This window comes from Streptomyces sp. NPDC016459 (assembly GCF_040632845.1).
In the GTDB taxonomy this organism is placed as follows: domain Bacteria; phylum Actinomycetota; class Actinomycetes; order Streptomycetales; family Streptomycetaceae; genus Streptomyces.
Map to the genome: position 1 here is coordinate 1 of NZ_JBEYCR010000012.1, position 24274 is coordinate 24274.

The following is a 24274-nucleotide window of genomic DNA, read 5'->3' on the forward strand; positions in this document are numbered from 1 at the left end:
GGAAGCTAAGCCTTTCAGCGCCGATGGTACTGCAGGGGGGACCCTGTGGGAGAGTAGGACGCCGCCGAACAATTTTTAGCCTCAACCCCCGGACTTTGTCCGGGGGTTGAGGCATTTTTGCGTTCTAAGCTGGGCGGCATGCGCTATGACCTGGTCATCTTCGACAACGACGGGGTGCTCGTGGACAGCGAGCCGATTTCCAACACCCTGCTGGCCGGCTATCTGACGGAGCTCGGGCATCCCACCTCGTACGAGGAATCAGTGCGGGACTACATGGGATCCGCCATGCATCGGATTCATGAGCTCGTCGAGGAGCGGAGTGGACAGCGGTTGCCGGTGGAGTTCGACGCGACGTTCCACACGCGTGTGTTCGCTGCCTTCCAGGCCGAGTTGCAAGCCGTGGTTGGGGTTCGGGAGGTGCTGAGGCTGCTTGCCGAGGGTGGGGTTCCGTACTGTGTGGCCTCCTCGGGAAGTCACGAGCGGATCCGGGTGGGGCATCGGAAGACGGGACTCGACGCCTGGTTCCGGGACGAGATGGTGTTCAGTGCCGACGACGTGGGGCGGGGGAAGCCGGCGCCTGATCTGTTTCTGTACGCCGCCGCGCGGATGGGGGTGGCCCCCGAGCGGTGCCTGGTCATCGAGGACAGTCGGCTCGGGGTGCAGGCGGCCCTGGCGGCCGGGATGGACGTCTACGGGTTCACCGCGATGACGCCCGAGGAGAAGCTCGCCGGTGCCGTGGGGTTCTTCCGCGGGATGGAGGAGCTGCCGGCGATATTGGGCCTGTGATCCACCTACCCCGCAGTAGGTTCCGGCCGTACGCTGTGCCGCCATGACGGATGCGCGGTTGCGGCGTGGGCGGGGATCCCTGGCGGTCAGCTTCTTCGTGCAGGGGGTCACGTTCGCTCTGCTCGTGACCCGGATACCGGCGATCCAGGAGCGGTACGGGATCTCGGACGGGTTGCTGCCGGCGTTCCTGGCCGCCGTGCCGATCCTGGCCGGTGTGGCGAGCGTGGCGACCGGGAGGCTCGTCGCCACGGTGGGGCCGGCGGTGGTGTTGCGGTGGTCCCAGCCGCTCGTCCTCCTGTCCTTGCTCGCCGTGGGGGTGGGGAGCGAGGTGTGGCAGGCGGCGGTCGCCCTGGGGCTCTTCGGGCTCGCGGTCGGCGCGCTGGACGCCTCCATGAACATGCTGGGGGTCAGCCTCCAGCGGGCGTACGGGCGGAGCATCATGCTCGGGTTCCACGCCTCGTACAGCCTCGGGGGGATCGTGGGTGCCTCGCTGGCGTGGGTGGGGGCGCGCGGGGACCTGTCGCTGTTCGTGTCGTATCTGCCGGTGGTCCTGGTGCTGTTGCCCGTCGCCCTCGTCGGTAGCCGGTGGTACGCGGCCGGCGGGGACGGGGTGGGGCAGGAAGCGGGGGAGAGTGCGGGAGGCGGGGTCGCCTTCGCGTTGCTGCTGCCGCTCTGCCTCGTCATGACCTTCGCGTACATCGGGGACTCGACCGTCTCCAACTGGAGTGCCAAGTACCTCCAGGACGTGCTGGGCAGCTCGGAGGAGATGGCGACGGTGCCGTACAACGCGTACATGGTGACGACGCTTCTCGGGCGGGGCGTGGGGGACTTCGCGGTGCGGCGGCTGGGGGCGGCGGCGGTCGTGCGGGGTGGGGCCGTGCTCGCCGCGGTGGGGTTCGCGGTGGTGGCGGTGGCGCCGGGGGCCTGGGTGGGGATCGCCGGGTTCACGGTGCTGGGTCTCGGGTTGAGCGTGATCGTGCCGCAGACCTTCGCGGCGGCCGGTCGGCTGGCCTTCACGAGTAACGGTCCCGGGGGGAGCGACGCGGCCGTGGCGCGGCTCAACGTCTTCAACTACGTCGGCTTTCTCATCGGATCGCCCTTGGTGGGGGCGCTCGGGGACGCGTGGAGTTACCGGGGGGCCATGCTGGTGCCGATGGTGCTGGTCCTGGTGACGGTGGCCTACGCCACGTCGTTCGGCTCGCGGGCGGCCCGATACGGTGGCGGGCATGAGCGGCCGCGCACTGTTGATGTGGGATGAAGCTGTCACGCAGTACGACTTCGGGTCCGAGCATCCGATGGATCCGGTACGGCTCGCGCTGACCATGTCGCTGGTGCGGGCGTACGGGCTCGACCGGGCGGTGGACGTCGTGGCGGCCAAGCCGGCCGGGGACTCGACGCTGCGGCTCGTGCACCGCGAGGACTACGTGGCGGCGGTGCGGGCCGCGTCGCTGGATCCGCGGGGAGCCGACCAGGCGTACGGGCTCGGTACGGTCGACGATCCGGCGTTCGCCGGGATGCACGAGGCGTCGGCGCTGATCGCGGGGCAGTCGGTGGGGGCCGCGGAGGCGGTGTGGCGCGGGGAGGCAGCGCACGCGGTGAACTTCGCGGGCGGGCTGCACCACGCGATGCCGGGGTCCGCCTCGGGTTTCTGCGTCTACAACGACGCCTCGCTGGCGATCGCCAGGCTGCTCGAGCTGGGCGCGGAGCGGGTCGCCTACGTGGATGTGGACGTGCACCACGGGGACGGGGTGCAGGCGGCGTTCTGGGAGGACCCCAGAGTGCTGACCGTGTCGCTGCACGAGCATCCTCGGACGCTGTTCCCGCAGACGGGGTGGCCGGAGGAGACGGGCGCGGCCGGTGCCGGTGAGGGCGGGGCGGTGAACGTGGCGCTCCCGGCGGGGACGGGTGACGCGGGGTGGCTGCGGGCCTTCCACGCCGTCGTGCCGGAGCTGATCGCGGACTTCCGGCCGCAGGTCCTCGTCACCCAGCACGGGGCGGACACGCACTTCGAGGATCCGCTCGCGCACCTGGCGGTGTCGCTGGACGCGCAGCGGGCCGTGCAGGAGGCCTGTCACGAGCTGGCGCACGCGTACGCGGACGGGCGCTGGGTGGCCCTGGGCGGTGGCGGGTACGCGGTGGTGGACGTCGTACCGCGGTCGTGGACGCATCTGGTGGGGATCGCGGCGCACGCTCCGGTGGATCCGGAGTCGGTGATCCCGTCGTCGTGGCGGGACGAGGTGTACGCGCGGACCAGGCAGTCGGGGCCGGCGCGGATGACGGACGGGCGGTGGCCGGTGGGCTTCCGGGACTGGGCCGAGGGGTACGACCCGGCGGACCGGCTCGACCAGGCGGTGCTCGCGACCCGTAAGGCCGCTTTTCCGTTGCGGGGGCTGCTCGCCTAGAACGTTCGGGTGGGCGTTACGCCGACGGTGGGGTGTCCGGGGGGTTCGGGCTCCGTCGTGGGGGTGTTCCGGCAGCATCGGGGGGGTGTTGAGTACCGGGGCGCTGCGGGCGCATCTGTTGGCGGCGGGGTTGGCGGGAACGGTGGCGACGTCGCGGGAGGAGAGCCTGCGGAGCTATCGGCTCTTCGCCGCGCGCGATCCGCGGGTGCTGCTGGGGCTCGACCCGGCGTGGGGGTGGGGCGAGGCCGATCTGTTGCGGCTGATGGCCGACAAGTGCGGGGTGTCGGGGGATCCGGCGCATCGGACGGGGCCCGACGTGATCGATCCCGAGCGTACGTTGCGGGGGCTCGACGCCTTCGCGGCGCGGTTGGGCGCGGCGGCCGCGCGGCGGGTCCCGGTGCTCATCGGGACGGGGCATCCGCATCGGCTGCTCGGTTTCTACGTCGCTCTCGCAGACGCTTTGTCGGCGGCGGGATGTCTTGTCCTCACCCCGGCGCAGGGGCGATGTGTCGACATAACGACGCGGTTCGGCGTACGTACGTACCTCATCGACTACGTACGGGGGGTCGCTCTGGTGCGAGAGCCGGGGCCGCCCGGGGGTGGGCGCGAGCGGGGGGCGCACTCCCACTCGCCGCTGCCGGTCAGGGCCGTTCTGGAGAGCGCGGCCGAGTGCGGCGGGCCGCTCCCGGAGCTCGTCGTGGGGGACCACGGATGGGTCTGCGGGGCAGGTCAGCTGGGTATCGAGGCCATCGGTCTCGCCGACACGGACGATCCGGCGCTGTTCGTGGGTGAGGCGGAGGGGCAGGTGTCGGTGGTCGTTCCGCTTGATGACGGCGTGCGCTCCGTCTTCTACCGCCCCCTTACTCGCTATGTACTCAATCGAGCGTGTCTGTCACGGTAAACGGCCGGTGGTAGCTCCTCTTCCCCACTCGTACCACCCGCCCCTAGGCTGGAGCGTGAGCGCTCGGCGACGGAGAGTCATCGGAGGGGAAGCCGGTGGGCGTCGCGGCGGAAGGTACAGGTGGGTCATGGCTGCTGGCGAACGACCTCTCAACGAGGTCAAGTTTCTGACCGTGGCGGAAGTCGCCTCGGTGATGCGCGTGTCCAAGATGACCGTGTACCGCTTGGTGCACAGCGGTCATCTGCCGGCGATCCGGGTGGGCAGGTCCTTCCGGGTGCCGGAACAGGCGGTTCACGAGTACCTGCGGGAGTCCTTCGTGGGGGTGGGGACCGCGTAGCGCGAGCGCGGCGACAACGCCGGGAAAGCTCCGTATGTCCCTCGGATTACAAGCGCGGTGCTCGGGACGGTAGGCTAGGCCGACGTAGGTCGTGTGGGCCCAGACGCCCCGCACCGATTCCCGCCGGGAGGCGGGAATGTTCCGAGAAGTGAGCGAGGGTAGTCGTGGGCTCTGTTATCAAGAAGCGGCGTAAGCGGATGGCCAAGAAGAAGCACCGCAAGCTGCTGAAGCGCACGCGCGTTCAGCGTCGCAACAAGAAGTAGGCGACAGCTGCATCGCAGCGTTTCGTGCGTCAGGCGTGGCCCTTCACCGTTCGCGGTGGAGGGCCACGTCTTATGTGCGCGGAAATCCTGAGGCGCTACGGTGGCGACCAACGGAAGACCGACGGAAGGCGCTGATCTTGGGCAAGGTCGTGCTCGTCACCGGTGCCGCCCGGCATCTCGGGGGCCGCTTCGTGCGGCGGATCCAGCGGGACCCGGAGGTGGAGCGGGTGATCGCGGTGGACGCGGTCGACCCCGCGCACCGGCTCGGCGCCGCCGAGTTCGTACGGACCGACATCCGCAGGCCGGAGATCGCCAAGATTCTGGCCGAGCACGACGTCGACACGGTGGTCCATCTGGACGTCACCGGCACGGCGCTCGGCGGTGGGGGCCGTACGTCGGTCAAGGAGACCAACGTCATCGGCACCATGCAGCTGCTCGGCGCCTGCCAGAAGTCGCCGCGGATCAGCCGGCTCGTGGTCAAGTCCAGTACCAGCGTCTACGGCTCCGCGCCCCGCGACCCCGCCGTCTTCACCGAGACGACGGTCGCGAAGGCGCTGCCCAGCGGGGGCTTCGCCAAGGACGCGGTCGAGGTCGAGGGGTACGTACGGGGCTTCGCCCGGCGCCGCCCGGACGTGGCCGTGTGCGTGCTGCGGTTCGCGAACATCCTGGGGCCCCGGATCGACTCCCCGCTGTCCGAGTACCTGGCGCTGCCCATCCTGCCGACCGTCCTCGGCTACGACCCGAGACTGCAGTTCGTCCACGAGGACGACGTGATCGACGTGCTGCGCCTGGGGGCGCACGAGCCTCGCAGGGCCACGCAGAACAGCGGCACCTTCAACGTGGCCGGGGACGGGGTGCTGTTGCTCTCCCAGTGCGCACGGCGCCTGGGGCGGCCCACGGTGCCGGTGCTGCTGCCCGCGGTCACCTGGGTGGGGACGGCGCTGCGTACGGTCGGGATCACCGACTTCGCGCCCGAGCAGATCCGGCTGCTCACCCACGGCAGGGTCGTCTCGACCGTCCAGACGCGTGAGGTGCTCGGGTTCTCGCCGCGCTACTCCACGGCGGAGACCTTCGCCGACTTCGCGCGCGGCCGGGGGCCCGGACTGCTGCCGCCGGAGAGGCTCGCGGGGGCGGTGGACCGGCTGGCCGGGCGCCTGGCTCCGCCCGCCGTACCTGTTTCACCTGTTCCCCCCGTTCACGACGGCGCCTGAGGAGGCCGGACAGCGATGGCGGACGCCAAGGTCATTCCGTTCGACGACGACCGGTCGCGGGCCCGGCGACGGCCCGGCCGCCCCGACGGCGAGGCGGCGGCCGTACGGGCCCTGCCGGGGCCTCAGAAGGGCCCTGAGGAGCCCGGGGAGGCCCGGGAGGATGTGTTGCTCGGTGACGGTGGCCCTGAGGGCGGTGCCGGCGTGAGCCCCCTCGGTGGGGCCGAGGGGGTCGCCGGGACGAGTGGCTGGGAGCGGCGGCTCGCGGGCGGGCTCGCGTTCCTTCGGCGGCGGATCACCGGCGACTACGAGGTCGACGAGTTCGGCTACGACGAGGAACTCACCGACCAGGTCCTGATGTCGCTGCTGCGCCCGCTGTACGAGAAGTACTTCCGGGTGGAGGTGAAGGGCGTCGAGAACATCCCGGCCGAGGGCGGGGCCCTGATCGTCGCCAACCACTCGGGGACCCTGCCGCTGGACGGGCTGATGATGCAGGTCGCCGTCCACGACCGCCATCCGGCCGGGCGGCACCTGCGGCTGCTCGCGGCCGACCTGGTCTTCGTGCTGCCGGTCGTCAACGAGCTGGCCCGGAAGGCGGGGCACACCCTGGCCTGTGCGGAGGACGCGGAGCGGCTGCTGCGCGCCGGCGAGATCGTCGGGGTGATGCCCGAGGGCTTCAAGGGCATCGGGAAGCCCTTCGGGGAGCGGTACAAGCTCCAGCGGTTCGGGCGGGGCGGCTTCGTCTCGACGGCGCTGCGGGCCGGGGTGCCGATCGTGCCGTGCTCGATCGTCGGGGCGGAGGAGATATACCCGATGATCGGGAACGCGAAGACGCTGGCGCGGGTGCTCGGCGTCCCGTACTTCCCGCTCACCCCGACCTTCCCGTGGCTGGGTCCGCTCGGGGCGCTGCCGCTCCCGACGAAGTGGACGATCCAGTTCGGCGAGCCGATCCCGACGGATTCCTACGCGCCGGAGGCGGCGGAGGACCCGATGCTGATGTTCAACCTGACGGATCAGGTACGGGAGCAGATCCAGCACACGCTGTACAAGCTGCTGGTGCAGCGGCGGTCGGTGTTCTTCTGAGGCAGGGGCTGCCGTGGGGGCCGCCCGACGGACGGAGTCCGGCGCAGTCTTCCGAAGCCCGTGAGGCCCCCGGGCCGAGCGGTGCGAGGGAGACAGGGACGAGGGGCCAAGCTGCTGGTGCAGCGGCGGTCGGTGTTCTTCTGAGGCGGTGTTCTGCCGAGGCGAGTGGTTGTCCGGGCAAGAAGAAGGGGCGCCCCCCGTCCGTGGGGGCGCCCCTTCTTCCTTGCTAGCGAGCGTCTTCGCTGTCGATGCCGAGGCCCGGGAGCAGGCCCGGCAGGATGGGTGGGATGGTCACGTCCGGCATGTCCGGCGGGGCCTGGTCGCCCGTGGGGGGTGTCGGCGTGCCGGTCGGGGAGGGCTTGAGCAGTCCGCCGGTGCTGCCGCCGAGGAGGCCGTCGTCCTGGGGTGAATTGGTGACGCCGTCCGAGCTCGGGCTGCTGCCCGTGCTGGGGCCGGTCGGGCGGGGTGGTGCCGAGTGGCTGCCCGAGGGAGTGGCCTGGTCGGGGGAGGACGGACGCTGGGAGTCCGGCTCCTGGGGGGCCTTCGGGGTGCTGGGAGTGCCGCTGGGGCTCTCCGAGCCGATCCTGCTCTTCTCCGGGGTGCGGGGAAGCACCGACTGGAGCGGCTCGACCTCCTCGTCCATGGCGTCGAAGACGTGGGTCACCTCGCTGCCGACGTCCGCCAGTTGCACGGGGAGCCGGTCGCGCAGGCCGTTCCAGGTGTCCCGGTGGGCCTGGGCGAAGGAGTTGAGCCGGGCCATCGGGGCGATCTCGCCGTCCCGCTCGTACGCCTGGCGGAGCAGGCGGTGGCCTTCGCTCGCGTCGTGCTTCACCCCGCCCAGGACGCGGCGGATCTCGCTGAGCGACTCGTGGTCGAGGTCGCCGGAGCGGCCACGTTCCATGAGCCTGCGGGCCTCGCTGAGGCGGGTGGACGCCTGGTCGAGGTAGATGCCGCCGCGATCCGCGTCGTCGTCCGCCATGCCCAGCTTGATGTCCTCCATGCCTCGCTTGAGCCCGTAGAGCGAGTCGCCGGGAAGCGCGTCGGAGCTGGCCGCGGCCACTCCGCCGAAGGCGCCCGCCGCCACACCGACGGTGAGGCCGCCGGCGGCGAGGCCCTTGGTCCAGCGGGAACGGGGCCGCAGCTTGCGCAGCGGGGACGCCCGGTGGGCTCCCTTGCCGCTTGCGGTGCGCTGCTCCGGCACCGTGGGTGCCGCGGCCGCGCTGCCCTCCATGAGCATCGCTTCCATGGCGGCGACGAGCTGGGCTCGTTGCACCACCTTGACCTCGGGGTCCAACTGTGGCTTCGGCAACTCGCCGAGACCGTTCGCCAAGGCCAACAGCCGTCCCTGCTCGGCCGGTTCGGCCGAGGCATCGGACTGCTCGGCCGCCGCGCCCTCGGACGCCCGGTCCTCCAGGGTCTGGGCGAAGGCGTTCGCCCGCCGGTGGGCCGATACGTTCGCGATCACTGGCGGCACCTCCTCTCGTCATGACGGTCGACTCCCCGGGGGGTCCGGAAGGTTGCACACCTTGAGCGCATCCACACGAAAGAGTGAGTGGATGCGGACATGGAGTGTCCACAGGGAGCCTGCATCCCGCACAACGAGCGGCGCGGCACTTGGGTTACGCGCGAAAGATGATCGGACCAGTGCGTCATCGGGGCGTCACCGACTGTGAGTTGGACGGGGGTCGTGGGGACGTGGGGGGAGGGGTGGGAGGGGGCTCGCGGACCGGGGCGTGGGGGCGCGTGTGGGGGGCGCGGACCGGTCAGCGGGCGTCGTCCGGGAGAAGGCGGGCCAGGGTGCGGACGGCCCGGTACTGAAGGGTCTTGATGGCACCCTCGTTCTTGCCCATGACCCGGGCGGTCTCGGCGACCGACAGGCCCTGGAGGAAGCGCAGGGTCACGCACTCCTGCTGCTGGGGGTTGAGGCGGCGGACCGCGTCGAGGAGTGCGGCGTTGGAGAGGGACTCCAGGACGGAGTCCTCGGGGCTGCGCTCGACCTCGTTGGCGTCGAGCATCTCGCCGGTGGTGACTTCCAGGCGGAAGCGGCTGGACTTGAAGTGGTCGGCGACCAGGTTCCTGGCGATGGTGACGAGCCAGGCGCCGAAGTCGCGGCCCTGCCAGGTGAAGGTGGAGATCCTGCGCAGGGCGCGCAGGAACGTCTCACTGGTGAGGTCCTCCGCCGTCGCCTTTCCGCCGACGCGGTAGTAGATGTAGCGATAGACCGTGTCGCTGTACTGGTCGTACAGGCGGCCGAAGGCTTCGGCCTCGCCCGCCTGGGCGCGCTCGACCAGGTCCATCATGCGGGCGCTGTCGCTGTCGGCGGTGGGGCGGCGGACGGGGGTCGAGCTTCCCGAGCGGGCGCCTCGTCTGCCCACGGCGGCGCTGCCGTCGGCCAGGGCATAGCAAGGGCCGGCGGGTGCCGGGGCGGCGAAGGCGAATGCGGGGACAGGGCCGGCGTACGCGGTGGGGACGAAGCCGCGCAAGAGGTCGAGGACCGTTGCGCGCAGCGTAGCCAGGCCCGAGGTGTCAACCCCGACGTGTGGGTACACGGGACTCCCAGAGGCAGAGCTTCCATCACGTGCAGTGCGGGACCGTTCACTCGTCGTGGCGACGTGAGGGGTCCTTTGTGCGTCTGAGGAGAATAACGCTTCGTACAGGCAGCGCTACACCCAGTTGCTCAAATCACCGGTTACGACGGTTCTGTTACTGCTTGTAGTCGAAACTGCTCGCTATTAGTGATCGATTCTTGATCGGTTTGCTTTCGGGTGTGACTGCGTCGGCGTTGCGTTGTGCTCAAGTGCGGGGCGCGTGAGTCATCGGGCCCGCTGCGGGGTAAGGGGGCCGGAATGCCGGGGAGTCGACCTGTGCGGTGGTGTTCGACCACGGACGGGTGAGGGTGTCTGGTCCGGGGTTGTCGCAGATGATCGCAGCCGAAACGTATCGGCAGGGGAGAGCCGTGTCAGTGACGGCGGCGGTGCAGCGCGACCGCGGCGGCCGTGCCTCCGGCCAGGGCGCCGAGGCCCGCCGCGGCGGGGATCCCGACCTTGGCGGCCTTGCGTCCGGTCCGGTAGTCGCGCAGTCGCCAGTCCCTGGCCTTGGCGTGCCTGCGGAGCTTGGCGTCCGGGTTGATCGCGTACGGGTGCCCGACCAGCGAGAGCATCGGGATGTCGTTGTGCGAGTCGCTGTAGGCGGCGCAGCGGCCCAGGTCGAGTCCCTCGGCGGCGGCGAGCGCCCGTACCGCCTCGGCCTTGGCGGGTCCGTGCAGCGGCTCGCCGACCAGCTTGCCGGTGTAGACGCCGTCGACGGACTCGGCGACCGTGCCGAGCGCGCCCGTCAGACCGAGCCGCCGGGCGATGATCGTGGCCGTCTCCACCGGGGCGGCGGTGACCAGCCAGACCTTCTGGCCGGCGTCCAGGTGCGCCTGGGCCAGGCCGCGGGTGCCGGGCCAGATGCGGTCGGCCATGTACTCGTCGTAGATCTCCTCGCCCATCGACATCAGCTCGGAGACACGGTGACCCTTGACGATGGACAGGGCGCTCTCGCGGGCGTCCTGCATATGCTCGGGATCCTCGACGCCGGCGAGCCGGAACCAGGCCTGCTGCCAGGCGAAGCGGGCGAGTTCGCGGCGCTGGAAGAACTTCCGCTTGTAGAGGCCGCGGCCGAAGTGGAAGATCGCGGCGCCCTGCATCACGGTGTTGTCGAGGTCGAAGAACGCGGCCGCCCGTACGTCGCCGACGACCGGGAACGCGGGCTCGACCGGCGCCTGGGGCGGCGCGGCCGCCGCGGCCGCTTCCCGCTCCCGTTCCAGCTGGAGCGAGGACTTGCGCGCTGCCTCGGCAGCGGCCTCGCCTGCGAGGACGCTGCGCGCGGTGGCGGAGCGCCTACGGGGGGTGAGCCATCCCAGAGCGGCCATGCGGTGAGCATAGCCAGTCTGTTCGGAACTTCCCGAGATGTGACGGTGCCGCGGCGTGAACACTGCGGGGCTCTCCTGTTAATCGGGACAGAATGGGCGTCATGTTCGGACGGACGAAGAAGAAGGACGCCGGGGCGCGCACCGTGACGCTGATCGGCAAGCCGGGGTGCCATCTGTGCGACGACGCGCGCGCGGTGATCGAGGCCGTGTGCGCGGAGACGGGGGCGCGCTGGGAGGAGAAGGACATCACCCGGGACGAGGAGCTCCACCGGGCGTACTGGGAGCAGATTCCCGTGGTCCTGGTCGACGGCGAGCAGCACACCTTCTGGCGCGTCGACGCGGGGCGGCTCCGTCGCGAACTGGGTGCGTGACCGGAACGCGGCTACCATCGTGGACGTTTTGTTGGCTTTCGGGGGCAGCGCCGTGAGGAGAGTGTGCGGTTATGCCCCCTTCGGGCTCTCAACGCGTTGAGGCGCCCCGCGGTTCCGTGACGATGCGAACCAGCCGCGTGACCCCGGTCACTTTGGCCGGACAAAACGGACATCATCTTTGTGCACGCGTTCACAAAGACATAGCCTGCATTCGACGGGGCGGTCCTGGGACATATGGCCGCCTGCAGCCCCGCTCATCCCGCAGGAGCACCGTGGCAACTGGCCGAACTCACCGACCGGCGACCCGTAGCCGAGGAATTCCCGAGGCCACCGTCGCCCGGCTTCCGCTGTATCTGCGCGCCCTCACGGCGCTCTCGGAGCGCTCCGTACCCACGGTCTCCTCCGAAGAGCTCGCGGCCGCGGCGGGGGTCAATTCCGCGAAGCTCCGCAAGGACTTCAGCTACCTCGGCTCCTACGGCACCCGCGGGGTCGGCTACGACGTCGAGTACCTCGTCTACCAGATCTCCCGTGAGCTGGGGCTCACCCAGGACTGGCCGGTCGTCATCGTCGGCATCGGCAACCTCGGTGCCGCCCTCGCCGGCTACGGCGGGTTCGCCTCCCGTGGCTTCCGCGTCGCCGCGCTGATCGACGCCGACCCCGCCATGACCGGCAGGCCGGTCGCCGGGATCCCCGTCCAGCACAGCGACGACCTCGAGAGGATCATCGACGAGGACGGCGTCTCCATCGGCGTCATCGCGACCCCGGCCGGCGTCGCCCAGCAGGTCTGCGACCGGCTCGTGGCCGCCGGAGTCACCTCCATCCTGAACTTCGCCCCCACCGTGCTCTCCGTGCCCGACGGCGTGGACGTCCGCAAGGTCGACCTCTCCATCGAGCTGCAGATCCTCGCCTTCCACGAGCAGCGCAAGGCCGGCGAGGAGTCGAACGCCGAGTCCGGCACGGACACGGGCGCCGACGCGGAGGCCGCCGTGGCCGCCGTACCGCCGGCCCCCCGTGGTGCCACGGGCGCCGGCCGCAAGGGACCCGACGGGGACGTCCCCGCCGTGATGCCGGCATGAGCCTCCTCGTGGTCGGCCTCAGCCACCGCAGCGCCCCGGTCTCCATCCTGGAGCGGGCCGCGCTGTCGGCGGACACCCAGGCCAAGCTCCTCCAGGACACCCTCGCCGCCGAACCGGCCACCGAGGGCACCGTCCTCGCCACCTGCAACCGCATCGAGCTCTACGCCGACGTGGACAAGTTCCACGCGGGCGTCGCCGAGCTGTCCACCCTCCTCGCGCAGCACAGCGGGGTCGGCCTGGACGAGCTCACTCCTTATCTCTACGTGCACTACGAGGACCGGGCCGTCCACCACCTCTTCTCGGTGGCGTGCGGACTCGACTCCATGGTCGTCGGCGAGGGCCAGATCCTCGGCCAGATCAAGGACGCCCTCGCCCTCGGCCAGGAACTCCACACCGCGGGCCGCCTCCTCAACGACCTGTTCCAGCAGGCCCTGCGGGTCGGCAAGCGCGCCCACAGCGAGACCGGGATCGACCGGGCCGGGCAGTCGCTCGTCACCTTCGGGCTCGAGCAGATCGCCGACGGGGCCGACGTCGACACCTGGGCCAAGGGCAAGAAGGCACTCGTCATCGGCGCGGGATCGATGTCCTCGCTCGCCGCCGCCACGCTCGCGCGTGCCGGCGTCTCCGAGATCGTCATCGCCAACCGCACCCTGACCCGCGCCGAGCGGCTCGCGCAGATCCTGAGCGAGCCCGGTGGCACCGGAGTGGCCGCCCACGCGGTCGAAATGGTTGCCGTCGGCGACGAACTGACACGAGCCGACGTCGTCGTCTCCTGCACCGGCGCCACCGGACTCGTCCTCACCGGCGACGGGGTCGAGACCGCCGTACAGGGCCGGCGCACCCCGCTCGCCCTGCTCGACCTCGCCATGCCCCGCGACATCGACGCCGCCGCGCACCGCGTCCCCGGCGTCCGGCTCGTCGACATCGAGTCGCTCGCCGAGGCCTCCGCCGACGCCCCCATGGCCGCCGACGTCGACCTGGTGCGCGGCATCGTCTCCGACGAGGTCGCCGCCTTCGGCGCCGCCCAGCGCGCCGCCCACATCACCCCCACCGTCGTCGCCCTGCGCACCATGGCCGCCGACGTGGTGGCCAACGAGGTCGCCCGGCTCGAGGGCCGGCTGCCCGGCCTCGACGACAGGCAGCGCGCCGAGATCACCCAGACCGTGCGCCGCGTCGTCGACAAGCTCCTGCACGCGCCGACCGTGCGGGTCAAGCAGCTGGCCAGCGAGCCCGGCGGCGCCGGGTACGCGGACGCGCTGCGGACACTCTTCGACCTCGACCCGGAGACGGTGGCTGCCGTCAGCCGGGCCGACCTGAATGACGCCGACGTCAAGAACCGAGGGCGAGTATGACCGAGAGGGCACTGAGGCTCGGGACCAGGCGCAGCAAGCTCGCCATGGCCCAGTCCGGGCACGTGGCCGACGCCGTCCGGCGGCTGACCGGCCGGCCCGTCGAGCTCGTGGAGATCACGACGTACGGGGACACCTCCCGGGAGCACCTCGCGCAGATCGGCGGCACCGGCGTCTTCGTCGCCGCCCTGCGTGACGCACTGCTCGCCGACGAGGTGGACTTCGCCGTCCACTCCCTGAAGGACCTGCCGACCACCCAGCACCCCGACCTGGTGCTGGCCGCGATCCCGACGCGCGAGGACCCGCGCGACGTACTGATCGCCCGCGACGGGCTCACGCTGGACCGGCTGCCCCAGGGCGCCCGGATCGGCACCGGTTCGCCGCGGCGCACGGCTCAGCTCCACGCGTACGCGCGCGGCCACGGCCTGGAGATCAGCTGCGTCCCGATCCGGGGGAACATCGACACCCGGATCGGCTACGTACGCAACGGGGAACTGGACGCGGTGGTCCTCGCCGCGGCCGGCCTCAACCGCATCGGCGGTACGGAGGAGCTCACCGGCTCCCTGTCGCTCGACCACCTGTCGGTCGACTCCGTCCTGCCCGCCCCCGGCCAGGGGGCCCTGGCGATCGAGTGCCCGGCGTCCGACGCCGACCTCGTCGCCGCGCTCGGCGCGCTCGACGACCCGCTCACGCGGGCCGCCGTGACCGCCGAACGATCCCTGCTCGCCGCCCTGGAGGCCGGCTGCTCCGCACCCGTGGGTGCGCTGGCCGACCTGCTGGCCGACGACCCCGGTCACGGGCAGGTTGTCACCGAGATGCGCCTGCGTGGCGTCGTCGGCACCACCGACGGCTCGACGCTGGTGCAGCTGTCCACCACCGGACCCGTACCCACCTCGCACGACGAGGCCATGGCGCTCGGACGCGAACTCGCGGACGAGATGCTCGCCAAGGGTGCGGCCGGTCTTATGGGGGAGCGAGCACTTTGAACCCCACCCGCCCGACCACCAGCCCGCTGTCCCCGGCCTTCGCGGGCCATGGACACGTCACATTCCTCGGCGCAGGCCCCGGTGACCCCGGACTCCTGACCCTCAGGGCCGTGGAGGCCCTCGCCGGAGCGGATGTCCTGATCGCCGAGCCGGAGGTGCTCGAGGTCGTTCGCGGCCACGCGCGCGCGGGGGTGAGCACGCCGGAGCTGACGATTGTTGACGAGGCGTCAACAACCGCCGGTGTCCCCGTGTTGAGGGACGCGGCCAATCTTGTCATGGAGGCCGCGAGGGGCGGCAGGCGGGTCGTCCGTGCGGTGACCGGCGACCCCGGCCTCGACGGGAACGCCGGAGCCGAGATGCTCGCCTGCGCAGCCGAGGGCATCCCCTTCGAGGTCGTGCCCGGCGTCGCCACGGCCGTCGGCGTACCCGCGTACGCCGGTGTGCCGCTCCGCGACGCCCAGGGCACCGACGTGCGCTTCGTCGACGCCCGCACCGCCGACGAGCGGTGCTGGACCGAGGTCGGCGCCTCCGACGGCACCGTCGTCGTCTCCACCTCGCTCGACTCGGTGGCCGCGGCCGCCGGTGAACTGGTGGCGGCGGGCCGTAAGCCGGACACCCCGCTCACCGTCACCATCGCGGGCACCACCACCCGGCAGCGGACCTGGAACGCCACGCTCGGCACCATCGCCCAGGTCTTCAAGCAGGGCAAGATCCTCCCCTCGCCCGAGGGCCACCGGCCCGTCATAGCCGTGGTCGGCGAGCGCAGCGCCCCGGCGCAGCGGGACCAGCTGTCGTGGTTCGAGTCGAAGCCGCTCTTCGGGTGGCGGGTGCTCGTGCCGCGCACCAAGGAGCAGGCCGCGTCGCTCTCCGACCAGCTGCGTTCGTACGGCGCGGTGCCGCATGAGGTACCGACCATCGCCGTCGAGCCGCCGCGCACCCCGCAGCAGATGGAGCGGGCGGTCAAGGGGCTCGTCACCGGACGGTACGAGTGGATCGCCTTCACGTCGGTCAACGCGGTGAAGGCCGTACGGGAGAAGTTCGAGGAGTACGGGCTCGACGCACGTGCCTTCGCCGGGATCAAGGTCGCGGCGGTGGGCGAGCAGACGGCCGCGGCGCTCGTCGACTTCGGTGTGAAGCCCGATCTGGTGCCGAGCGGCGAGCAGAGCGCCGCCGGGCTCCTCGAGGACTGGCCGCCGTACGACCCCGTCTTCGATCCGATCGACCGGGTGTTCCTGCCGCGGGCCGACATCGCGACCGAGACGCTGGTCGCCGGCCTCATCGAGCTCGGGTGGGAGGTCGACGACGTCACCGCGTACCGGACCGTACGGGCCTCGCCGCCGCCGGCGGACACGCGTGAGGCGATCAAGGGCGGTGGCTTCGACGCGGTGCTGTTCACGTCGTCGTCGACCGTACGGAACCTGGTCGGCATCGCCGGGAAGCCGCACAACGTGACCGTGATCGCCTGCATCGGGCCCGCCACGGCCAAGACGGCCGAGGAGCACGGGCTGCGGGTCGACGTCCTGTCGCCCGAGCCGTCCGTGCACAAGCTGGCGGAGGCGCTGGCGGACTTCGGGCTGCGGCGGAGGGCGTCCGCGCTCGAGGCGGGGGACCCGGTGACGCGGCCTTCCGAGCGGCGGCCGGGTGCCAGGCGGCGCCGTACGACGTAGTCGGTTTCTCGGGTGCGGGTCCCTTGGCGGGGCCCGCACCCTTTGCGTTCCGCGGGCACCGGTGGTGCGGGTCGGGGCGCGGAAGCCTGGGCCCGGCGAGGGCGCCGTCCCGTGTGCCCACCCGTCCCGCCCTGCGGGACGACTGCCCACACGGGGGTGGGGGCGGGGTGGACGTGCGGGGCGCACGGGGGTGGGGCGGGGTGGACGTGCGGGGCGCACGGGGGTGCGGCGGGGTGGACGTACGGGCGCACGGGGGTGCGGCGGGTGGACGTAGGGCCCCACGGGGTGGGGTCGGACGTATGCCCACACCGGGTCGGTAAGTGCATCGTTTCCGCGGGCGTAGCCTCGGGATTATGAACTCGTACGGATCCTTTCCCGGGGCGCGGCCGCGGCGGCTGCGGACGACCCCTGCCATGCGGCGGATGGTGGCCGAGACGCGGCTGCACCCCGCCGATCTGATCCTCCCCGCGTTCGTACGCGAGGGGATCACCGAGCCCGTTCCGATCCAGGCCATGCCCGGAGTCGTCCAGCACACCCGGGACACCCTGCGGAAGGCCGCGGCCGAGGCGCTGGAGGCCGGCGTCTCCGGGATCATGCTCTTCGGCGTGCCCGAGGACGCTAAGAAGGACGCCGCGGGCACGGCGGGGACGGATCCGGACGGGATCCTGCAGGTCGCCGTCCGGGACGTGAAGGCCGAGGTCGGCGACGACCTGGTCATCATGTCGGACCTGTGCCTCGACGAGTACACCGACCACGGCCACTGCGGAGTCCTGGACGCCGACGGCCGCGTCGACAACGACGCCACGCTGGAACGTTACGCCGAGATGGCCCAGGTCCAGGCCGACGCCGGCGTCCACGTCGTGGGGCCCTCCGGAATGATGGACGGCCAGGTCGGGGTCGTCCGGGACGCCCTGGACACCATCGGCAAGGAGGACGTGTCGATCCTCGCGTACACCGCGAAGTACTCCTCCGCCTTCTACGGGCCCTTCCGCGAGGCCGTCGGCTCCTCGCTCCGCGGTGACCGCAAGACCTACCAGCAGGACCCCGCCAACCTCCGGGAGTCGATGCGCGAGCTCGCCCTCGACCTGGAGGAGGGCGCCGACATGGTGATGGTGAAGCCCGCCGGGCCGTACCTCGACGTGCTCGCGAAGGTCGCCGAGTCGGTGGACGTGCCCGTCGCCGCGTACCAGATCAGTGGGGAGTACGCGATGGTCGAGGCGGCCGCGGAGAAGGGCTGGATCGACCGGGACAGGGCGATCATGGAGACCCTCACCGGCATCCGGCGGGCCGGCGCGCAGATGATCCTGACCTACTGGGCCACCGAGGCGGCGCAGACACTGGGGTCGGCTCGCCGGTGACGGCCGTCCGGCGCACCCTGGAGAGGTAGCCGACAGGTCCTCGCTGGAGGTGGTCCTCATGATGCACACGCTTGTCGGATGGCATGTGGAGATGGAGTTCCAGGAGGAGGGCGACCGCACGCGGGCCGCGGCCATGGTCCGGCTCGGCGACGGCACCGAGTTCCGGGCCCACGGAACCGCGAACCGTCACCCCTCCGATCCGGACCAGCTGAGGGTGGGCGAGGAGATCGCCGGGGCGCGTGCCCTGATGGACCTCGCCTCGCAGCTGCTGCAGAAGGCGCATACGGAAATCGACGAGGTGTCGGGTCGGACCTCGCATTCCCTTCGCTGACGTCCGTCGACGACTGAGCCCCCGGCACGGTGATCCGTGCCGGGGGCTCAGTCGCTCGTCATTCGTCAGAGGCGCTCGGGCGTCCTGATGCCCAGCAGCGCCATGCCCTGGTGGAGCGTGCGGGCCGTGAGGTCGCAGAGGAAGAGGCGGTTCTCCGCGACGTCCTGCGCCGGCTCCGGCTTGATGACCGGGCACTGGTCGTAGAACGTCGTGTACAGCGACGCCAGCTGGTACAGGTACGCGGTGAGCTTGTGCGGGGCGTACTCGGTGGCCGCCTCGGCGATCACCTCGCCGAACTGGTCCAGGTGCAGGCCGAGCGCGCGCTCCGCCGGGGCCAGCTCCAGCTCCGGGTGGGCCAGCGGCGTGCGGTCGCCCGCCTTCCCGAAGATCGACCTGATCCGCGCGTACGCGTACTGGAGGTACACCGAGGTGTCGCCGTTCAGCGAGACCATCTGGTCCAGGTCGAACTTGTAGTCGCGCGCTGCGGACGTCGACAGGTCGGCGTACTTCACCGCGCCGATGCCCACGTACTGGCCGTTCTCGACGATCTCCGACTCGGTCAGGAGCGACTTCCCGGTCTTCTCGCGGAAGTCCTGCTCCTTCTCGCGCACGACCGTCGTCGCCCGGTCCACCGCCTCGTCGAGCAGGTCCACAAGCCGGACCGTCTCGCCCTCGCGGGTCTTGAACGGCTTCCCGTCCTTGCCGAGGACCGTGCCGAAGGCCAGCTGGACGGCCTTCACGTCGTCGTTCAGCCAGCCGGCCCGGCGGGCCGTCTCGAAGACCATCTTGAAGTGCAGCGACTGCCGGGCGTCCACCACGTACAGCAGGGTCGTCGCCTTCAGGTTCCGCACCCGGTCCCGGATCGCGGACAGGTCCGTCGCCGCGTACCCGAAACCGCCGTCGGACTTCTGGACGATCAGCGGGGTCGGGTTGCCGTCCGGGCCCTTCACGTCGTCGAAGAAGACGCACAGCGCACCCTCGGAGCGGACGGCGACGCCCGACTCCTCCAGGATGGCGCAGGTCTCCACCAGCATGTCGTTGTACCCGGACTCGCCGACGATGTCGGCGTCCCGGATGTCCATGTCGAGCTTGTCGAAGACCGAGTAGAAGTAGATCTTCGACTCGTCGACGAAGCGCTGCCAGAGCGCGAGCGTCTCCTCGTCACCGGCCTGGAGGTCCACCACGCGCGCGCGGGCCCGCGTCTTGAACTCCTCGTCGGAGTCGAAGAGGGCACGCGAGGCCTTGTAGAGCCGGTTCAGGTTCGACATGGCCTCCTCGCCGGAGACCTCGCCGCCGTCCTCGGCCCTGTGGTCCAGCTCGTGCGGGTGCTCGATCAGGAACTGGATGAGCATGCCGAACTGGGTGCCCCAGTCGCCGATGTGGTGACGGCGGACCACGCTCTCGCCGGTGAACTCCAGGATCTCGACCATCGCGGCGCCGATCACAGCGGACCGCAGGTGCCCGACGTGCATCTCCTTCGCCACGTTCGGCTGGGCGTAGTCGATGACCGTCGTGCCCGCCGACTCGTTGAACGGCACGCCCAGCCGGGCGTCGGCGGCGCGGGCCGCGAGCGTGCGGACGATCGCCGCGTCCGTCACCGTGATGTTCAGGAAGCCGGGGCCCGACACCTCGATCTCCGCCAGGACGTCGTTCTCCGGGATCGCGGCGACGACCCGGGTCGCCAGCTCACGGGGGTTCCCCTTGAGCTGCTTGGCCAGCGCCAGGATGCCGTTGGCCTGGAAGTCGGCCCGGTCGCTTCGTCGCAGCAGCGGGTCGGCGGACGCCGCCTCCGGCAGGGCTGCCGAGAGGCCGTCCGCGAGGCGCTGCTGCACGGTCGAAGCGAGGGAAGGGACCGAGGCCATGAGCTTCCGTTCCTGTTGGGTTCGTCAGGTCTGATTCGCCTGTCAAGTGTCCCATGGCGGCACAACGTGATTTCCCCGCCTGTGGACAACTCGGGGACGCCGCGCGATCTCTTCCTGTGGACAACCTCGGAGCGCGCTGTTCCGTCTGGGAGAATGGCTCACGTAGAGCTGTCAGGCAGAACCCCTCAGGAAGAAGGACGTACCGACCGTGGCTCAGAGCAGCACCGAGACCGACTGGGTCTCCCGTTTCGCGGACGAGGTCATCGCCGAGTCGGAGCGACGTGCGCCTGGCAAACCGGTCGTCGTCGCCTCCGGCCTCTCCCCCTCCGGCCCGATCCACCTCGGCAACCTCCGCGAGGTCATGACCCCGCACCTGGTCGCCGACGAGATCCGCCGCCGCGGCCACCAGGTCAGGCACCTCATCTCCTGGGACGACTACGACCGCTACCGCAAGGTGCCGAACGGCATCGAGGGCATCGACGCGTCCTGGGCCGAGCACATCGGCAAGCCGCTGACCTCCGTCCCGGCCCCCGCCGGCTCACCCCACCCCAACTGGGCCGAGCACTTCAAGGCCGCCATGGTCGAGTCGCTGGCCGAGCTGGGCGTCGAGTACGACCCCATCAGCCAGACCGAGCAGTACACCGCCGGCGCCTACCGCGAGCAGATCCTGCACGCCATGAAGTACCGCGGCGACATCGACGCCATCCTCGACCAGTACCGGACGAAGAAGACGCCGAAGAAGCAGTCGCAGAAGCCCCTCGACGAGGCCGAGCTGGAGGCCGAGGAAGGCTCCGGCGCCGCGAGCGAGGACGACGGCTCCGGCGGCGCCTCCGGCTACTTCCCGTACAAGCCCTACTGCGGGCGGTGCGAGAAGGACCTCACCACCGTCACCTCGTACGACGACGAGACCACCGAGCTGGCCTACACCTGCACGGAGTGCGGCTTCGCCGAGACCGTGAAGCTCAGCGAGTTCAACCGCGGCAAGCTGGTCTGGAAGGTCGACTGGCCCATGCGCTGGGCCTACGAGGGCGTCATCTTCGAGCCCTCCGGCGTCGACCACTCCTCGCCCGGCTCGTCCTTCGTCGTCGGCGGCCAGATCGTCCGCGATATCTTCGACGGCGTCCAGCCCATCGGACCCATGTACGCCTTCGTCGGCATCAGCGGCATGGCCAAGATGTCCTCCTCGCGCGGTGGCGTACCGACCGCCGCCGACGCGCTGAAGATCATGGAAGCGCCGCTGCTGCGCTGGCTGTACGCACGCCGCAGGCCCAACCAGTCCTTCAAGATCGCCTTCGACCAGGAGATCCAGCGGCTCTACGACGAGTGGGACAAGCTGGAGACGAAGGTCGCCGACGGCACGGTGCTGCCCGCCGACGCCGCCGCCCACTCCCGCGCCGCCCGCACCGCCGCCGGAGAGCTGCCGCGCACCCCGCGGCCGCTGCCCTACCGGACGCTCGCCTCCGTCATGGACATCACCGCAGGCCACGACCAGCAGACCCTGCGGATCCTCACCGAGCTCGACCCGGAGAACCCCGTCACCTCCCTCGACGAGGTCCGGCCGCGCCTCGACCGCGCCGAGAACTGGATCACCAGCCAGGTCCCGGCCGACCAGCGCACCATCGTCCGCGAGGAGCCCGACACCGAGCTCCTCGGCTCCCTCGACGACGAGGGCCGCGAGTCGCTCCGCCTGCTCCTGGAGGGCCTCGACACCCACTGGTCGCTCGACGGACTCACCACCCTCGTCTACGGCGTCCCGAAGGTGATGGCCGGACTCGACCCCGAGGCCAAGCCGACGCCCGAGCTGAAGCTCGCACAGCGCGCGTTCTTCGCCCTGCTGTACAAGCTGCTCGTCAGCCGGGAGACCGGACCGCGGCTGCCGACGCTGCTGCTCGCGGTGGGCGCGGACCGGGTGAGGAAGCTGCTCGGAGCCTGACCCCGACCAGGTGAAAGGGCCGCCACCCGGAGACGGGTGGCGGCCCTTTCGCTGTGCCCGTGCGGACTCAGGCCGGACGGTAGTCCTGCATGTCCCGCCGGATCTGCTCCTGCACCCCCGGGATCACCTGCTGCAGCAGAGCGGGGTTGCGCGGCTGCCGGCCGCCGTAGTGCTCGGCGACCATGGCCTCGAGCTCCGGATCAGCCGGGAAGCGGTCGTGCTCCAGGGCGTACGCCCAGGTCAGCTTGTAGACGACCTCACGGAACTCGTCGACCTGCGCCTCCGGCTCCTCCACGTACTCCGGGTACGGCTCGAACGCCTCGGGGCCCTGCTCATGGCGCGGGTCCGGGACCGGGACGTCCTCCGGGCCGAGCGGTACGGGGACCGGGGTCGGCGCCAGACCGTCGACGTACTGCGGGTCGAACGCCGTCTCATGAGCCTCGGACGGGAGCTGAGGCGCCTGGAACCACGGACTGTCGTGGTTCGGGGCCTCCGCCTCGGGGAGCTGACCGCCCTGCACACCCGGCTGCGCCTGGGCCTGTCCCTGCGCCTGCGCCTGGGCCTGTCCCTGCGTCTGGGCCTGTCCCTGGGCTTGGGCCTGTGCCGGGCTCTGTGCCTGCGCCGGGCCCTGCTGGAGCTGCGGCTGGGGCTGTGGGGGCAGGAGAGGCTGAGCCGGCTGCTGGGGCTGGAGCTGGTGGTGGGACTGGAGCTGCGGCTGCTGCGGCTGCGGGGGCAGCAGGGCCGGCTCGATACCCGCCGCCGCGAGACCCGCCGCCGCCGTCTCCGCCAGCGGGACGCCGTACCGGGCGAGACGCAGCGGCATCAACGCCTCCACCGGTGCCTTCCGCCGCCAGCTACGGCCGTAACGGGCCTGCAGACGCGCCTGGTAGATCAACCGCTCCTGCTCCAGTTTGATCACCTGCTCGTAGGAGCGCAGCTCCCACAGCTTCATCCTGCGCCACAGTCGGAACGTCGGCACCGGAGACAGCAGCCAGCGGGTCAGCCGGACGCCCTCCATGTGCTTGTCCGCCGTGATGTCCGCGATCCGCCCCACGGCGTGACGCGCGGCCTCGACGGCCACCACGAACAGCACCGGGATCACCGCGTGCATCCCGACGCCCAGGGGGTCCGGCCAGGCGGCCGCGCCGTTGAACGCGATCGTCGCCGCGGTCAGCACCCACGCCGTCTGCCGCAACAGCGGGAACGGGATCCGCAACCACGTCAGCAGCAGATCGAGGGCGAGCAGCACACAGATGCCCGCGTCGATGCCGATCGGGAAGAAGTACGAGAAGGTGCCGAAGCCCTTGTCCAGAGCGAGCTCGCGCACGGCGGCGTACGAACCCGCGAAACCGATCCCCGCGATGATCAGCGCACCGGCTATGACGAGGCCGATGAGTATTCGGTGTGTGCGTGTCAGCTGCATCGCGGCCACCCGCGAACCCTCCCGTCATTGACATCCCGCGCGCACAGAGTGGCACACGCGAGCGAAGCCCGGCCCTCGGGGGAGGGACGGGCTCCACGCGGACGCGCCACTGTGCGCAGGTATGTGACTACTTGTCGGGCCTGCCCGTCAGGCATATCCGCCCGGCTGCCCGCCCGACTACTTGTTCGCGGCGGCGACCGCGGCCACGGCCTCCTTCGCCGCCTTCACCGCGCCGTCCACGATGGTCTTCTCCGTCGGCGTCGCCGCGCCCGCGTACCCGGCGCCGTTGTACGAGAGCAGCACCAGGATGTTGCCCGTACGCGCCACCACGGAGCCGTACACGAAGTCCTCGTCCGTCTTGCGCAGCTGGTACGCGACGGTCTTCGCCTCCTCGCCGATGCCCGTGGCCGTGGTGGTGCGGAGCTTCTTGGCGCCCGGGGTCTCCTCGACCTTGGCGAGCTCCTTCGCGAAGTTCTCCCGCGCGCGCTCCTGGCCACTGCCGAGCGTGGCGTCCGACTCGTACCGGTAGAACGACACGTCGAGCCAGCGGTACTGCGAGCCCTTCACGCCCTTGTCGGCGAGACCGTTCCACGAGCAGCCACCACGGCTCGCCACGTCGCTGGAGGGCGCGGGCGTACCGTTCTTCGTCTTCGCCTTGGGCACCAGCGCGGCCGTCGTCTTGGCGGAGATCGCCTTGCAGGCCTGCGGCAGCTTCGCGAACCTCGCCGGCTCGACCGTCTTCGTGGTCTGCGAGGGCGAGGGGGTGGCGGACGCCGACACGCCGCCCTTGTCCTTCGAACCCGTCGAGCCGGAGCCGCCGTCGCCGGAGTCCGAGGAGCAGCCGGCGACGACGAGCATCACCGGGACGGCGGCGCAGGCGAGTATGCGGGTGAGTCGCGGGGCTGATCGCTGCATGGTTCCTTCAGTCGCTTGTCGTGCGGTCCGGCCGGAGCTCCCGGCGGCCACAGCACGGGTGCGGATGGGCCACGGGTACGGCGACACGTTACGTGGTCGCCGCGCCCTCA

22 protein-coding genes are annotated in these 24274 nt (G+C 71.0%); 16 read left to right on the forward strand and 6 right to left on the reverse strand.

Annotated elements, in window-relative coordinates; translation table 11 throughout:
• Positions 1 to 138 precede the first annotated feature (138 nt).
• The 8 genes from ABZ567_RS24925 (at position 139) to ABZ567_RS24960 (ending at position 6980) form a co-directional block, all read left to right on the forward strand.
• On the forward strand, positions 139 to 786 hold the full coding sequence (locus tag ABZ567_RS24925; protein ID WP_360793587.1) for an HAD family hydrolase: 648 nt from the start codon (positions 139 to 141) through the stop codon (positions 784 to 786).
• Between the two features lie 43 nt (positions 787 to 829).
• On the forward strand, positions 830 to 2044 hold the full coding sequence (locus tag ABZ567_RS24930; protein ID WP_360793589.1) for an MFS transporter: 1215 nt from the start codon (positions 830 to 832) through the stop codon (positions 2042 to 2044).
• Positions 2013 to 3188 (forward strand): acetoin utilization protein AcuC, encoded by a 1176-nt coding sequence (locus tag ABZ567_RS24935; protein WP_360793591.1) that lies wholly within the window; start codon positions 2013 to 2015, stop codon positions 3186 to 3188. Before ABZ567_RS24930 ends, ABZ567_RS24935 begins: the two co-directional genes overlap by 32 nt.
• Before the next feature lie 85 nt (positions 3189 to 3273).
• On the forward strand, positions 3274 to 4089 hold the full coding sequence (locus ABZ567_RS24940; RefSeq protein ID WP_360793593.1) for a phosphatase: 816 nt from the start codon (positions 3274 to 3276) through the stop codon (positions 4087 to 4089).
• 127 nt (positions 4090 to 4216) lie between these two features.
• A complete protein-coding gene (locus tag ABZ567_RS24945; RefSeq protein ID WP_015034391.1) occupies positions 4217 to 4426 on the forward strand; it encodes a helix-turn-helix domain-containing protein in 210 nt (69 codons plus the stop codon).
• Positions 4427 to 4590: 164 nt separating this feature from the next.
• Positions 4591 to 4689, forward strand: a complete 99-nt coding sequence (locus tag ABZ567_RS24950) for an AURKAIP1/COX24 domain-containing protein (RefSeq protein ID WP_003948845.1) — start codon at positions 4591 to 4593, stop codon at positions 4687 to 4689.
• Positions 4690 to 4826: 137 nt separating this feature from the next.
• Entirely contained in the window at positions 4827 to 5900 is a 1074-nt protein-coding gene (locus ABZ567_RS24955) for an NAD-dependent epimerase/dehydratase family protein (RefSeq protein WP_360793596.1), read from the forward strand.
• A gap of 15 nt (positions 5901 to 5915) precedes the next feature.
• Positions 5916 to 6980, forward strand: coding sequence for a lysophospholipid acyltransferase family protein (locus ABZ567_RS24960; RefSeq protein ID WP_360793598.1), 1065 nt, complete (start codon positions 5916 to 5918; stop codon positions 6978 to 6980).
• A gap of 226 nt (positions 6981 to 7206) precedes the next feature.
• Here the strand turns inward: ABZ567_RS24960 and ABZ567_RS24965 are convergent, their stop codons facing one another.
• From ABZ567_RS24965 to ABZ567_RS24975, 3 genes are all read right to left on the reverse strand, one after another.
• On the reverse strand, positions 7207 to 8445 hold the full coding sequence (locus tag ABZ567_RS24965; RefSeq protein ID WP_360793600.1) for a DUF5667 domain-containing protein: 1239 nt from the start codon (positions 8443 to 8445) through the stop codon (positions 7207 to 7209).
• Positions 8446 to 8743: 298 nt separating this feature from the next.
• On the reverse strand, positions 8744 to 9529 hold the full coding sequence (locus ABZ567_RS24970; RefSeq protein ID WP_360793602.1) for an ECF subfamily RNA polymerase sigma factor, BldN family: 786 nt from the start codon (positions 9527 to 9529) through the stop codon (positions 8744 to 8746).
• Positions 9530 to 9939: 410 nt separating this feature from the next.
• On the reverse strand, positions 9940 to 10893 hold the full coding sequence (locus ABZ567_RS24975; protein ID WP_360793604.1) for an HAD-IB family hydrolase: 954 nt from the start codon (positions 10891 to 10893) through the stop codon (positions 9940 to 9942).
• A 92-nt stretch (positions 10894 to 10985) separates the two neighbouring features.
• Between ABZ567_RS24975 and ABZ567_RS24980 the strand changes: the two genes are divergently transcribed.
• The 7 genes from ABZ567_RS24980 (at position 10986) to ABZ567_RS25010 (ending at position 18031) form a co-directional block, all read left to right on the forward strand.
• Complete coding sequence (locus tag ABZ567_RS24980) at positions 10986 to 11264, forward strand: glutaredoxin family protein (RefSeq protein ID WP_360793606.1); 279 nt, start codon at positions 10986 to 10988, stop codon at positions 11262 to 11264.
• Between the two features lie 272 nt (positions 11265 to 11536).
• Entirely contained in the window at positions 11537 to 12340 is an 804-nt protein-coding gene (locus ABZ567_RS24985) for a redox-sensing transcriptional repressor Rex (protein ID WP_360793608.1), read from the forward strand.
• Positions 12337 to 13692, forward strand: a complete 1356-nt coding sequence (locus ABZ567_RS24990; protein ID WP_360793610.1) for a glutamyl-tRNA reductase — start codon at positions 12337 to 12339, stop codon at positions 13690 to 13692. The genes ABZ567_RS24985 and ABZ567_RS24990 overlap by 4 nt, the downstream gene beginning before the upstream one ends.
• Positions 13689 to 14675: a hydroxymethylbilane synthase gene (hemC, locus tag ABZ567_RS24995; RefSeq protein WP_360793612.1), complete on the forward strand. Its 987-nt coding sequence runs from the start codon at positions 13689 to 13691 to the stop codon at positions 14673 to 14675. The genes ABZ567_RS24990 and hemC overlap by 4 nt, the downstream gene beginning before the upstream one ends.
• A complete protein-coding gene (locus ABZ567_RS25000; protein WP_360793614.1) occupies positions 14672 to 16342 on the forward strand; it encodes a uroporphyrinogen-III synthase in 1671 nt (556 codons plus the stop codon). Before hemC ends, ABZ567_RS25000 begins: the two co-directional genes overlap by 4 nt.
• 353 nt (positions 16343 to 16695) lie before the next feature.
• Complete coding sequence (gene hemB, locus ABZ567_RS25005) at positions 16696 to 17700, forward strand: porphobilinogen synthase (protein ID WP_360793616.1); 1005 nt, start codon at positions 16696 to 16698, stop codon at positions 17698 to 17700.
• Positions 17701 to 17761: 61 nt separating this feature from the next.
• Positions 17762 to 18031, forward strand: coding sequence for a DUF1876 domain-containing protein (locus ABZ567_RS25010; protein ID WP_360793845.1), 270 nt, complete (start codon positions 17762 to 17764; stop codon positions 18029 to 18031).
• A gap of 65 nt (positions 18032 to 18096) precedes the next feature.
• Here the strand turns inward: ABZ567_RS25010 and argS are convergent, their stop codons facing one another.
• Positions 18097 to 19893 carry an arginine--tRNA ligase gene (gene argS / locus ABZ567_RS25015; protein WP_360793618.1) on the reverse strand — a complete coding sequence of 599 codons (1797 nt, stop codon included), beginning with the start codon at positions 19891 to 19893 and terminating at the stop codon, positions 18097 to 18099.
• A gap of 208 nt (positions 19894 to 20101) precedes the next feature.
• Between argS and lysS the strand changes: the two genes are divergently transcribed.
• Entirely contained in the window at positions 20102 to 21826 is a 1725-nt protein-coding gene (lysS, locus tag ABZ567_RS25020) for a lysine--tRNA ligase (protein WP_360793620.1), read from the forward strand.
• Between the two features lie 67 nt (positions 21827 to 21893).
• Here the strand turns inward: lysS and ABZ567_RS25025 are convergent, their stop codons facing one another.
• Together ABZ567_RS25025 and ABZ567_RS25030 are read right to left on the reverse strand one after the other, a co-directional pair.
• Positions 21894 to 23258 carry a DUF2637 domain-containing protein gene (locus ABZ567_RS25025; protein ID WP_360793621.1) on the reverse strand — a complete coding sequence of 455 codons (1365 nt, stop codon included), beginning with the start codon at positions 23256 to 23258 and terminating at the stop codon, positions 21894 to 21896.
• Between the two features lie 168 nt (positions 23259 to 23426).
• The gene (locus ABZ567_RS25030) at positions 23427 to 24164 is read right to left on the reverse strand and encodes a DUF3558 domain-containing protein (RefSeq protein ID WP_360793623.1); all 738 of its coding nucleotides are present in this window, start codon (positions 24162 to 24164) and stop codon (positions 23427 to 23429) included.
• Positions 24165 to 24274: the final 110 nt, after the last annotated feature.

Excerpts from the sequence above, each read along its gene's own strand:
- ABZ567_RS24925 (WP_360793587.1), top strand. The coding sequence starts at position 139 with ATGCGCTATGACCTGGTCATCTTCGACAACGACGGGGTGCTCGTGGAC.
- ABZ567_RS24930 (WP_360793589.1), top strand. The coding sequence starts at position 830 with ATGACGGATGCGCGGTTGCGGCGTGGGCGGGGATCCCTGGCGGTCAGC.
- ABZ567_RS24935 (WP_360793591.1), top strand. The coding sequence starts at position 2,013 with ATGAGCGGCCGCGCACTGTTGATGTGGGATGAAGCTGTCACGCAGTAC.
- ABZ567_RS24945 (WP_015034391.1), top strand. The coding sequence starts at position 4,217 with ATGGCTGCTGGCGAACGACCTCTCAACGAGGTCAAGTTTCTGACCGTG.
- ABZ567_RS24960 (WP_360793598.1), top strand. The coding sequence starts at position 5,916 with ATGGCGGACGCCAAGGTCATTCCGTTCGACGACGACCGGTCGCGGGCC.
- ABZ567_RS24975 (WP_360793604.1), bottom strand. The coding sequence starts at position 10,893 with ATGGCCGCTCTGGGATGGCTCACCCCCCGTAGGCGCTCCGCCACCGCG.
- ABZ567_RS24980 (WP_360793606.1), top strand. The coding sequence starts at position 10,986 with ATGGGCGTCATGTTCGGACGGACGAAGAAGAAGGACGCCGGGGCGCGC.
- ABZ567_RS24990 (WP_360793610.1), top strand. The coding sequence starts at position 12,337 with ATGAGCCTCCTCGTGGTCGGCCTCAGCCACCGCAGCGCCCCGGTCTCC.
- hemC (WP_360793612.1), top strand. The coding sequence starts at position 13,689 with ATGACCGAGAGGGCACTGAGGCTCGGGACCAGGCGCAGCAAGCTCGCC.
- hemB (WP_360793616.1), top strand. The coding sequence starts at position 16,696 with ATGAACTCGTACGGATCCTTTCCCGGGGCGCGGCCGCGGCGGCTGCGG.
- ABZ567_RS25010 (WP_360793845.1), top strand. The coding sequence starts at position 17,762 with ATGCACACGCTTGTCGGATGGCATGTGGAGATGGAGTTCCAGGAGGAG.
- argS (WP_360793618.1), bottom strand. The coding sequence starts at position 19,893 with ATGGCCTCGGTCCCTTCCCTCGCTTCGACCGTGCAGCAGCGCCTCGCG.
- ABZ567_RS25030 (WP_360793623.1), bottom strand. The coding sequence starts at position 24,164 with ATGCAGCGATCAGCCCCGCGACTCACCCGCATACTCGCCTGCGCCGCC.